This is a genomic window from Methylomonas subterranea (assembly GCF_024505185.1).
Taxonomy (GTDB): Bacteria; Pseudomonadota; Gammaproteobacteria; order Methylococcales; family Methylomonadaceae; genus Methylomonas; species Methylomonas subterranea.
The window spans coordinates 19,845-30,486 of record NZ_JANIBJ010000044.1; the positions used below are offsets into that span (position 1 = coordinate 19,845).

Below are 10,642 nucleotides of genomic sequence, written 5' to 3' on the forward strand. Positions count from 1 at the left end.
GAATCCGATCATGAATTGCGCGGCAGCACCGAGCCCCACCCGTCAATGTGAAGATTCCGCCGTCGAGCAATCCGCATGCCGCGCGCACGGTAAAACCGCCCCGGATTTCAAGCAATGGTGCCTGATTGCGCTATTGGCTATCCCCTTAAGCAGTCATGCACATGCTGAATCGGCCGGCGAAGCGGCGGTAAAAACCGCCTTTTTGTATAATTTCTTCAAATTTATCGACTGGCCCGAGGCCATCGCGGGCCAGGATGCCTTCAGCCTGTGTACCACCGAAAACGATAATCTGGGCGACAGTCTGACAATACTGCAAGCCAAGACCATCGCCAACAAACCCATGCGCATAAGGCGCGAAGTCAATATTAACGATTTGAAAAACTGTCATTTGGTTTTTATCGGCGCATCGAAACATGCCTCGGCCGTTATTCAAAAACTGAGGGGCCTGCCGGTAGTCACGGTCGGCGACCAACCGGACTTTATCGACCAGGGCGGCACCATAAGCCTGATGCAAAGCGACAATCGTCTGAATTTCGAAATCAATCTGGCCGCGGCCAATACTAATGGCGTACACATCGGCGCCCAATTGCTGAAGTTGGCCAAGCGCGTCATCAGCGAATAGCGACCGCTTTGCAATATTAAAAAAACCATGCAACAACAACGACTGGCCAATTTATCCATCACCGGCAAACTGCATCGCTTGCAGGCCATGACGGTTGGCTTGGCGCTGTTGTTTACCCTGATAGTCAGCAGTGTCACCCAGCTTTGGCACGAATACCATAAGACATTGGCGGACGCCCAATCGACCGGCAACATGATAGGTTTCAACGCGGCGGCGGCGCTGTTGTTCGAAGACAGCCGTTCGGCCGCCGACGTGCTGGCCGCCTTGCGCGGCAAACCCAATGTCATTGCGGCCCGGCTGTACACCGCGTCGGGTGGGCTCCTGGCGCAATATCCCCTGGATACCGCTCTTAGCGAACTGCCGGATTCGCTATCGGCGGCCGAAGGCCAACTGCAAGCAGAATCCGTAAACCTGCTGTCGCGTAGCGTCATTCACCCCATATTTCAACAGGGCGACATCGCGGGTTATTTATACCTGCGGCTCGATCTGCGGCCGATGTGGTGGGGCTTGGCCAATAATTTCGGCCAAATTTGCCTGGTCATGCTGCTGGCGTTTTTGTTAAGCATATTTTATGGCCGACGCCTGGCGGCGCATGTCTCATCGCCGCTGATCCGCTTGGCCCTGTTGGCCCAACAAGTGACGCGGGAAAACAATTATTCGTTAAGAGCCTCGGCGGAGGGTCGGGACGAAATCAGCCAATTGGTTAAAAGCTTCAACGGCATGATCTCGAGGGTTCAGGAGCGGGATGCCGAACTGCAGCGCCATCGGGACCAGCTCGAACAAACCATCGAAAGCCGGACGGCGGATTTATTGCGCGCGGTGGAACAGGCCAGGGCGGCCAATGCCGCCAAATCGCGCTTCCTGGCCAACATGAGCCATGAAATCCGCACACCCATGAATGGCGTGCTGGGCATGACGGAAATGTTGCTGAGTACGCCATTAAGCGCGGAGCAACGGCGCTTTACCGAAAACGCGCATAAATCCGGCGAATCCTTGCTGGCCATCATCAACGATATTCTGGACTTTTCCAAAATCGAGGCCGGGCATTTACAGCTTGAAAATGTGGACTTCAGCCTGCATGAAACCATTGAGGACGTGGTCGATTTGTTTATCGAACGGGCCAGGGGCAAAAAGCTGGAACTCAGCTACCGGATTGCCGAAGACGTGCCCGACCGGGTCAAGGGCGATCCCACCCGCTTGCGGCAAATCCTCACCAATCTGTTGAGCAATGCCATCAAATTCACCGGGCAAGGCGGCATCGCCGTCGATGTCTGCCTGTCGGATAGCGTCGGGAACGGCAAGCCGCCGGACGAACAAGCCAACTATCGGGTACGAATCACTGTCAGCGATACCGGCATAGGCATAGACGAAGCGGTGCTCCCCTATCTGTTCAAACCCTTCTCCCAGGCCGATAACTCGACCACCCGTAAATATGGCGGCACCGGTCTGGGTTTATCGATTTCCAAGCAACTGGTTGACATGATGGCGGGCGAAATGGCTGTCAGCAGCCGTTTCGGCGCGGGCTCCGCCTTTTCGTTTACCTTGCCGTTGCCCGCATCAAGCGCGGATCGGCAAGCGGACTCATCGCCGGAGTCCGCCGACTTGACGGGCTTGAAGCTGCTGCTTGTGCAAGACGCGCCGGCGAACCGCGACAGCCTATACGACCACTGCCTATCCTGGGGCATGCTGGCGGATACAGCGGCCAACGGCGACATGGCCTTGGAGATGCTGAGCCGGGCGGCGGACAACGCCCATCCCTACGATTTGGTCATCATTGATCTGAAAATGGCGCTGGCGGACGCAATCGAACTCGGTAAACGCATCAAATCCAGCACGGAATTTGCCGCCCCGCCGCTGATACTGTCGGGTCCGGCTCAGCTCGATGTCGATATCGATGACGATTTCGGCGCGGCGCGGCGCGGTGGATTCGCCGCATTCATTCGCAAACCGATACACAAGACCGATCTGTACCGTGCCATGCAAAACGCGCCGCAAGCCGCCAACCGCTCGCCCCGCGCGGAAAATCCGCTCAAGATAGTTCCGTCAGCGCGGGCCGGACGAATCCTGCTGGCCGAGGACAATAGGGTCAATCAGGCCGTGGTCCAGGCCATGCTGCAAAGCTTCGGCTGCAAGGTTGAAATCGTCGAAAATGGTCTGGAAGCGCTCAGGGCAGTCGAGTTGAAAACCTACCATCTGTTGTTGATGGATTGCATGATGCCGGAGATGGACGGTTACGAGGCTACCCGGGAAATCAGGCGCCGGCAAGACAGCGGCCGCCTTGGCCGCTTCCCGATTATCGCCCTGACCGCCAACGCCATCGAAGGCGACCGGGAGAAATGCCTGTTGGCCGGCATGGACGATTATTTGACCAAGCCTTTTACCCGCGCATCCTTGCAAAAAATCATCAGCCGTTGGACCCAGGATAAGTTTTCCGTCCTGGCGGACGCGGATTTTGCCGTTGGCGCCGAAACAGCCGCGGGATGGGCGGCGGAATCAGGGCAGCCGCCAATGGAAAACGGGCATGCCGCCAGCGCGTCCGGCGGCACGAAATCCGCTATCGACGCCGCCGCGCTGGAAGCCATTCGCCAGTTGGATCCAGCCGCAGGCAACGGCTTGTTGATCCAGGCCATCAAGCTGTATCTAACCCAAGCGGCTGACTTGCTGACCTCGCTGGAGCAAGCCATCGACAGCGGCGATCTCGGTGACGTCCGTTCGACCGCTCATACGCTGAAATCCAGCAGCAGGCAGATGGGGGCTTTCAGGTTGGCCGAGTTATGCGCCCGGATCGAACATGCGGCGCGCAACCGGCAGGCCGACGGTTCGGATCAGACGCTGGAACAGATAAGGGAGGAGTGGGCCGTAGTCGAATCAGAGTTGGCTCGTTATGTTTAAAACCCAAACTCGGCAATTCGATATCATTTGATTTTCAGTTTCAACAAGTGAACCCGGCGGTTATCGGCCCGCAGCACTTCAAAATTAAAGTCCTCAATCTCGACTTTTTCGCCTTTTTTGGGAAAGTGCTCCAATCGTTGCAGAATCAAGCCGCCCACGGTGTCGCATTCGCTGTCTTCCAGATCGACGGAAAAATAGTCGTTGAATTCCGCTATCGGGGTCAGCGCGCTGACGATGAATTCGCGCTCGCTACGCTGCGAAATGTAATCGCGCGTCTCGTCTTCGTCGTGTTCGTCTTCGATTTTACCGACGATTTGCTCCAACACGTCTTCGATGGTCACCAAACCGGCCGCATTGCCGTATTCGTCGACCACAATCGCCATATGATTGCGTTCGGTACGAAATTCCTTTAGCAACACATTCAAACGCTTGCTTTCCGGCACCACGCTCATGGGACGCATCACGTCTTCCACTTTAAGGGCTTTGTTTTGCAACACGTGCGCCAGCAAATCCTTCACCAGCAGTACGCCGACCACCTTGCTGCGATCTTCTTCTATGACCGGAAAGCGGGAATGGGCAAATTCGATGACCAGCGGAAATATGGTTTCCAGCTCGGCTTCCCGGGGTACCACTACCATTTGCGAACGTGGAATCATGATATCCCTGACCCGCATCTCAGAAACCTGCATGACGCCTTCTATCATGGCTAAGGAATCGGAATCCAGCAGGTGTTTTTCTTCCGATTCTCTGAGTATTTCCAGCAAATCTTCCTGGTCTTGCGGCTCCCCGGTCAGGAAATGGCTGATGCGTTCCAGCAAACTTCTCTGATGGGGCTGACTACTCGGGGGATAACCGTCGCTCATTGCGTACTCGCTTCCTGATAGGGGTTGGCTATATTCAACTGCTTCAAAAGCCTGATCTCCAGCGCTTCCATTTCCTCGGCTTCGTCCTCTTCGATATGGTCGTAGCCCAGCAAATGCAAGATACCGTGCATGGTAATATGCGCCCAGTGGTCCGCGGGCTGCTTGTGTTGCTGTCGGGCTTCGCGGGCAATCAAGGGGGCACAAATGACCAAGTCGCCCAGCAGTTCGGACGCCATGCCGGCCGGTGCTTCGAAGGGAAAACTCAAAATATTGGTGGGACCGGCTTTATGCCGGTAGCGCAGATTCAAATCGGCGCTTTCGGCATCGTCAACCAGACGAATCACGATTTCGCTGTCCTGGCCGGGATCCGCCAGCACCGTGTCGACCCAGCCTTGAAACTGCGATTCACTGGGAATATCGCTACTTTCGGTGGCGATTTGTATGTCCAGATAGTTCATGTTTTAAGCGGTTTGATCCTGCTCGTAACGGTCATAGGCGGCCACGATACGCTGCACCAGCGGGTGCCTGACCACGTCGCGCACCCCGAAAAAGGTAAAGCTGATGCCTTCCACATCCTTCAACACCTTCAGTACATGCTTCAGGCCCGACATTTTCTCGCTGGGCAAATCGATTTGCGTCACGTCGCCGGTAATGACGGCCGTGGAACCGAAGCCCACCCGGGTCAGAAACATTTTGATTTGCTCGGTGGTGGTGTTTTGGGCTTCATCCAGAATGATAAAGGAATCGTTGAGGGTGCGGCCGCGCATGAACGCCAGGGGAGCCACCTCGATGACATTTTTCTCCAACAACTTCTCCACCCGCTCAAAACCCAGCATATCGTACAAGGCATCGTACAGAGGCCGCAAATAGGGGTCGACCTTTTGCGCCATGTCGCCTGGTAAAAAACCCAGTTTTTCGCCGGCTTCGACGGCGGGCCTGACCAAGATGATGCGCCGCACGGTTTCGTTTTGCAATGCCTCCACCGCGCAGGCTACCGCCAAAAAGGTCTTGCCGGTGCCGGCGGGCCCGACGCCGAAATTAATATCATGACTGAGAATCTTGCGCAAATATTCCTGCTGGTTTTCTCCCCTGCCCTTGATGACGCCGCGCTTGGTTTTGATGGCGACCAGATCGGGCTTGGGCGTGGGTGCCGTCTGCAACAATTGATCTATGCTGGCATCCTGCAAACTCAAATGCACTTGTTCCGGCGTAATTTCCTCCTTGTCCGCCTGGTCGAATAATTTTCGCATCACCGCGCAAGCGGCCTTGACGGCGGCATCGACACCGGTAATTTTAAAGTGATTGCCGCGATTGGCGATATCCACCTGCAGCCGTTGCTCGATCTGCCGCAGATGAATATCCAGTTGCCCGCAGAAATTGGACAATCGTTGGTTGTCCGCCGGTAATAAGGTGATTTCCTTTGAATGATGAGCCGTTGTCAACACGCGACCTTTATGCCACTGGAGGGACTTTGCGGAATTTTTTCGACCGAGGATTCGACCACCCGACCGCGTAGCGAATTCGGCAGCGCTTCGGTAATCAGCACATCGACAAACTGGCCGATCAGGCGCGGATGGGCGGCAAAATTGACCACCCGATTGTTTTCAGTGCGGCCGGTCAAATGCAAGGGGTTTTTCTTGGAAACGCCTTCGACCAGCACGCTTTGCACCGAACCCACCATGGCCTCGGAAATAGCCATGAACATTTCGTTCAAGCGCGCTTTCAGGCGCTGTAGGCGTTGCTCCTTTACCTCCATACCGACATCGTCGGGATAATTCGCAGCCGGGGTGCCGGGTCTGGCGCTGAAAATAAAGCTGTAGGAAAAATCGAAACCCACTTCTTCGATCAGCGCCATGGTATCTTCAAAGTCCTGCTCGGTTTCGCCCGGGAAGCCGACGATGAAATCGGAAGATAAACTGATGCCGGGCCGCGCGGCTTTGATTTTGCGCATGATTTCCAGGTAGTCCTCGCGCGCGTGGCCGCGTTTCATTTCCGCCAGGATCCGGTTGCTGCCGCTTTGTACCGGCAAATGCAAATGATTGACCAGTTGCGGAATCTCGGCAAAGGCTTCAATGATATCGTCGGTAAATTCCAACGGATGCGAGGTGGTAAAGCGGATACGGTCGATGCCGTCAACGGCGGCGACATAGTGCAGCAGCAGCGCGAAACCGGCGATATCGCCGTCTTCCATTTCGCCGCGATAGGCATTGACATTCTGGCCCAGCAGATTGATCTCGCGCACGCCTTGTCTGGCCAATGTCTCGATCTCGGCAATCACGTCGTTCAAGGGCCGGCTGACTTCCTCGCCGCGGGTATACGGCACCACGCAATATGTGCAGTATTTGCTGCAACCTTCCATCACCGAAACAAAAGCCTTGGGGCCTTCGGCGCGCGGTTCCGGCAGGTTGTCGAATTTTTCGATTTCCGGGAACGAGATATCGACCACATGATTGTCGCCGCCACGGGCCTTGTTCAACAGTTCCGGCAGACGGTGCAGAGTCTGCGGGCCGAACACGATGTCCACATAGGGCGCGCGCTTTTGGATTGCCGCCCCTTCCTGACTGGCCACGCAGCCGCCGACGCCGATGATCACATCGGGCCGTTTGTCCTTGATTTTTTTCCAGCGGCCGACGGCGGAAAACACCTTTTCCTGGGCCTTTTCCCGAATCGAGCAGGTATTCAACAATAAAACGTCGGCTTGTTCCGGAATGTCGGTCAATTCCAGACCGTGCGAGGCCAGCAGCACGTCCCGCATTTTATCGGAATCGTACTCGTTCATCTGACAACCGTTGGTTTGTATATAAAGTTTTTGCGCCATGCTTGCTGAGATACTCCAAAACACCCTCTAACAAAAAACCCCCGTCTTGCGACGAGGGCTCATTTTCGGCGAATTATAACCATTATTCACGGCAAATGCTTGTTTTATACGGCAATCCCGACTTGTAGGGCTTCAAACCAGTCCAGAAAACGCTTCACATCGTCTCCCTTGAACATGCGGCCGTGCTGGGGCGCTAGAATGTCGATATCCAAGCCGCGCACCCTGTCTATCCAGGCCCGCTTGGCCTGATTGGAAGGCATCCAGCGTTGGTGGAAATAGCGCATTTTTTCCACATGCGCATCGAAATTTTCCACAAACACCGGCTTGCCCGGCGCTTCCAGGGCCGCACCGATATCCCCGGAAAAGAAAATTTTGGCTTGCGGGTCGTAAATATTGAAATTAGCGGAAGAGTGCAAATAGTGGGCGGGCACGATCTGCAGTTCCACGCTGCCCAGATTGATCACGCCGCCGTTATCGGCAATCGGCACATATTGAATGCTTTCGCAGCCGAAATGGCGCAGAAATCCTTCCCACAAGGCGGCGGCATGCAGCTTGGCATGCGGCAGGGCCTGATCCCACAGGCCCAGCGATGAAATAATGTCCGGATCCTGATGCGAGGCAAACAAGTCGGTGATTTCATCCACCGGCGCATGATGCAACACCGCCGCCAGCATGGGTGCAAACAGCTCGATGCCGCCGGGATCGATCAGCAGGCAGCGTTTGTCGGTGCGCACCACATATTGATTGGTGTCGATGATGTTATCCGGCTTATACGGGTCGCGGCCGTACATGATCCATTGGTAGGCGCCCTCGTAAATTTTGGTCATTTTCATGGATAACTTTGCCTCGCTGATAAGCGGTGTTTTTGGGGGGATTCAGGCGGCGGTGCCGATCATGCTCAATGCGCCGCGGCATTTATGCACCTTGTCGTGAATGATCTGGGCGGCATGGTCGACACTTTCCGCCACCGCCTGCAGACTTTGCAGGTATTCGCCGGCCTGGGAGGCCTCGATGCGGGAGTTGGCCGCGATCACCCTCGCCGCCCGCGCCGGGTGCATGACGTCGGCAAGCTGGGACAGCAATTCGGAGACGTGTCTGGAAAACTCCCTATGACAGTCCGCGTGCCGTTGCCTGGTTTGTTGCAGAGACTCCCGCAACGACGCCGCGTGGAGTGCCGACTCGGCACTGGCGGCAACTTTCTCGAAACGCTTGCAAGCCTCGGCCATTCGATGTTCCTTGACTGTCAAGCGGTAAAGTTTCAGCGCATGTTCGTTGATGTCGTTGACCAGCGCTATGGTCTCCTTTGCCAGCTCATTGATGAAGTCGGTAATCGGCTGGAAACCCTTGGCCTTCTCGCCGGCCCTGAACGCAATGGCCTTGGCGTTGGCCGCCGCCAACGAAATTTCCTTGGCCACCTCCATCACAGCGCTTAATTCGGCGGCAATTGAAGCAACGGCAACAAACTGGGACTTGCTGGGACTCACTTGCATGGTCGGCTCGGTATCGGATTTACGGAACATTCTCATCGGGCGGATAGCATAATCCACAAATCTCGGCCGCGCACTTTTTCGCTAAAAAATACGTTAGCGGTAACAGGTTGGATCGGCCACCCCCGCCTGGGCAAACCCGGCCTTGCGCAGGCGGCAGGCATCGCAACAGCCGCATGCCCTGCCCTGGCTGTCGGCGGCATAACAGGACACGGTGCTGGCATAATCGACTCCCAGGGCTGTACCTTGGCAGATGATTTCCGCCTTGCTCATTGCAATCAATGGGGTATGAATCCGAATTTCTTGCCCTTCCACCCCGGCCTTGGTGGCCAGATTGGCCATGTTTTGAAAGGCCTCGATAAACTCCGGCCGGCAATCAGGATATCCGGAATAATCCACCGCATTGACGCCGATAAACACGTCGCGCGCATCCAACACTTCCGCCCAACCCAGCGCAAATGCCAGAAAGATGGTATTGCGGGCCGGCACATAGGTAACCGGTATGCCTTCCGCCGGCGACCGAGGCACCTCGATATGATCGTCGGTCAGCGCCGAACCGCCGATACTGTCCAAACCGAGACGGATGATTTTGTGGTCGAGAACCCCATACCGCCGGGCTATGCTCCTGGCCGCCGCCAGCTCGGCATTATGCCGCTGGCCGTAGTCGAAGCTGAGCGCGTAACAGTCGTAGCCTTGCTGTTTAGCCAGAGCCAATACCGTAATAGAATCCAGGCCGCCGGACAATAAAATGATGGCGTTTTTCGGCTCGCCGCCATTCGCGGCCTTTAAGCTATTTTCCTCTTGCATCGTCCCAAAGATATTTGTGCAGTTGAATCTGAAAACGAACCGGCAGCCGATCCGCCAATATCCTGTCCGCCAAAGTGGCCGGCGGCATTTGACCCATGACCGGCGAAAACAGCACTTGGCAACGCTCCTGCAGCCTATGCTCAAGCAACTGCCGCCTGGACCATTCGTAATCGGCCGCGTCGGCAATGACGAATTTGATCTGGTCCCGCTCCGTCAGATGGTCGAGATTGCTGTACAGGTTGCGCGGCATTTCTCCCGAGCCGGGTGTTTTCAAATCCATCACCTTGACGACGCGGGGATCGACGCCTGAAATATCCAGGGCGCCGCTGGTTTCCAAGGACACCTGATAACCCGCATTCAACAACTCGACCATCAACGCATTGCAAGCCGGTTGCGCCAGCGGTTCTCCGCCGGTTACGGTAACGTATGGGGTGGCGTAAGTTTCGACTTGCGAAATGATTTGCGGCAGGGTTTGTTTTTCTCCGCCACTAAAGGCGTAAGCGGTGTCGCAATAAACACAACGTAAGGGACAGCCCGTAAGACGTATGAACACGGTGGGCAGCCCCACCGTATTGGATTCGCCTTGCAAGGAATAAAAGATTTCGGTAATCCGGAGCGATAAATCCATGCCAGATTTATTGCGGCATTTGCGCCAGCTTTTTACTCGCCAAATGCGCGGCGGTGCTTCCGGGATAACTGGCCACGACACGCGTCAAATAATCCCGCGCCTTGGCCAGATTCTGCTGGTCGAATTCGATGTACCCCAGTTTTAACAGTGCATCCGGCACCTTCGAACTATTGGGATATTGATTAACAACCTTGTTGAATGCCGCCCTGGCCTTGTCGTTTTCCCGATTGATTTTGTAAGCCTCGCCCAGCCAGTATTGTGAGCTATCGCTGAATTCGCCGGCCGGGTAGTCGGATTGCAAGGCTTCGAACATCTGGATGGCCTTGGCATTATGGCCGTTACGCAAGGTTTCGTAGGCTTCCTGGTAACGCTCTTTTTCACCGGCCTTGGCGGGGCCGGCAACCGATACAGGCGCCTCCACGGCTTTGGGTTCGACGGCGGGCGCCGCGGGAACCGATGGCGCGGCCGCCGGAACCGGAACCGGAACGGGCTCCCGCGCCGGCTCGACCACGGCGGCCGGAGCCG

At 56.0% G+C, this 10,642-nt stretch carries 11 protein-coding genes; 2 read left to right on the forward strand and 9 right to left on the reverse strand.

All coding sequences use genetic code 11. The annotated features are described in order from the left end of the window. Positions 1-10 precede the first annotated feature (10 nt). Positions 11-622, forward strand: a complete 612-nt coding sequence (locus NP590_RS18020) for a YfiR family protein (RefSeq protein ID WP_256604054.1) — start codon at positions 11-13, stop codon at positions 620-622. 27 nt (positions 623-649) lie between these two features. Further along, on the forward strand, positions 650-3,514 hold the full coding sequence (locus NP590_RS18025; protein WP_256604055.1) for a response regulator: 2,865 nt from the start codon (positions 650-652) through the stop codon (positions 3,512-3,514). 23 nt (positions 3,515-3,537) lie between these two features. On the opposite strand, the gene NP590_RS18030 is transcribed toward NP590_RS18025, so the two are convergent. From NP590_RS18030 to ybgF, 9 genes are all read right to left on the reverse strand, one after another. Further along, positions 3,538-4,377: a CorC family transporter gene (locus NP590_RS18030; RefSeq protein ID WP_256604057.1), complete on the reverse strand. Its 840-nt coding sequence runs from the start codon at positions 4,375-4,377 to the stop codon at positions 3,538-3,540. Continuing rightward, complete coding sequence (gene ybeY / locus NP590_RS18035; RefSeq protein ID WP_256604059.1) at positions 4,374-4,835, reverse strand: rRNA maturation RNase YbeY; 462 nt, start codon at positions 4,833-4,835, stop codon at positions 4,374-4,376. Before ybeY ends, NP590_RS18030 begins: the two co-directional genes overlap by 4 nt. A gap of 3 nt (positions 4,836-4,838) precedes the next feature. Further along, a complete protein-coding gene (locus NP590_RS18040; protein ID WP_256604060.1) occupies positions 4,839-5,822 on the reverse strand; it encodes a PhoH family protein in 984 nt (327 codons plus the stop codon). Next, on the reverse strand, positions 5,816-7,195 hold the full coding sequence (miaB, locus tag NP590_RS18045) for a tRNA (N6-isopentenyl adenosine(37)-C2)-methylthiotransferase MiaB (RefSeq protein ID WP_256604061.1): 1,380 nt from the start codon (positions 7,193-7,195) through the stop codon (positions 5,816-5,818). Before miaB ends, NP590_RS18040 begins: the two co-directional genes overlap by 7 nt. A gap of 104 nt (positions 7,196-7,299) precedes the next feature. Further along, positions 7,300-8,028, reverse strand: a complete 729-nt coding sequence (locus tag NP590_RS18050) for an oxygen-binding di-iron domain-containing protein (RefSeq protein ID WP_256604062.1) — start codon at positions 8,026-8,028, stop codon at positions 7,300-7,302. A 42-nt stretch (positions 8,029-8,070) separates the two neighbouring features. Continuing rightward, complete coding sequence (locus NP590_RS18055) at positions 8,071-8,715, reverse strand: chemotaxis protein (RefSeq protein WP_504222750.1); 645 nt, start codon at positions 8,713-8,715, stop codon at positions 8,071-8,073. 63 nt (positions 8,716-8,778) lie between these two features. Further along, positions 8,779-9,489 (reverse strand): 7-cyano-7-deazaguanine synthase QueC, encoded by a 711-nt coding sequence (gene queC, locus NP590_RS18060; protein WP_256604063.1) that lies wholly within the window; start codon positions 9,487-9,489, stop codon positions 8,779-8,781. Further along, positions 9,473-10,117, reverse strand: a complete 645-nt coding sequence (gene queE / locus NP590_RS18065) for a 7-carboxy-7-deazaguanine synthase QueE (RefSeq protein ID WP_256604064.1) — start codon at positions 10,115-10,117, stop codon at positions 9,473-9,475. The genes queC and queE overlap by 17 nt, the downstream gene beginning before the upstream one ends. Before the next feature lie 7 nt (positions 10,118-10,124). After that, positions 10,125-10,642 (reverse strand): tol-pal system protein YbgF (gene ybgF / locus NP590_RS18070; protein ID WP_256604066.1); only part of this gene is annotated, 518 nt, incomplete at its 5' end.

What these genes read in the sequence shown, in the direction of transcription:
- NP590_RS18020 (WP_256604054.1), top strand. Translation starts at nt 11, where the DNA reads ATGAATTGCGCGGCAGCACCGAGCCCCACCCGTCAATGTGAAGATTCC.
- NP590_RS18025 (WP_256604055.1), top strand. Translation starts at nt 650, where the DNA reads ATGCAACAACAACGACTGGCCAATTTATCCATCACCGGCAAACTGCAT.
- NP590_RS18030 (WP_256604057.1), bottom strand. Translation starts at nt 4,377, where the DNA reads ATGAGCGACGGTTATCCCCCGAGTAGTCAGCCCCATCAGAGAAGTTTG.
- ybeY (WP_256604059.1), bottom strand. Translation starts at nt 4,835, where the DNA reads ATGAACTATCTGGACATACAAATCGCCACCGAAAGTAGCGATATTCCC.
- miaB (WP_256604061.1), bottom strand. Translation starts at nt 7,195, where the DNA reads ATGGCGCAAAAACTTTATATACAAACCAACGGTTGTCAGATGAACGAG.
- NP590_RS18050 (WP_256604062.1), bottom strand. Translation starts at nt 8,028, where the DNA reads ATGAAAATGACCAAAATTTACGAGGGCGCCTACCAATGGATCATGTAC.
- NP590_RS18055 (WP_504222750.1), bottom strand. Translation starts at nt 8,715, where the DNA reads ATGTTCCGTAAATCCGATACCGAGCCGACCATGCAAGTGAGTCCCAGC.
- queC (WP_256604063.1), bottom strand. Translation starts at nt 9,489, where the DNA reads ATGCAAGAGGAAAATAGCTTAAAGGCCGCGAATGGCGGCGAGCCGAAA.
- queE (WP_256604064.1), bottom strand. Translation starts at nt 10,117, where the DNA reads ATGGATTTATCGCTCCGGATTACCGAAATCTTTTATTCCTTGCAAGGC.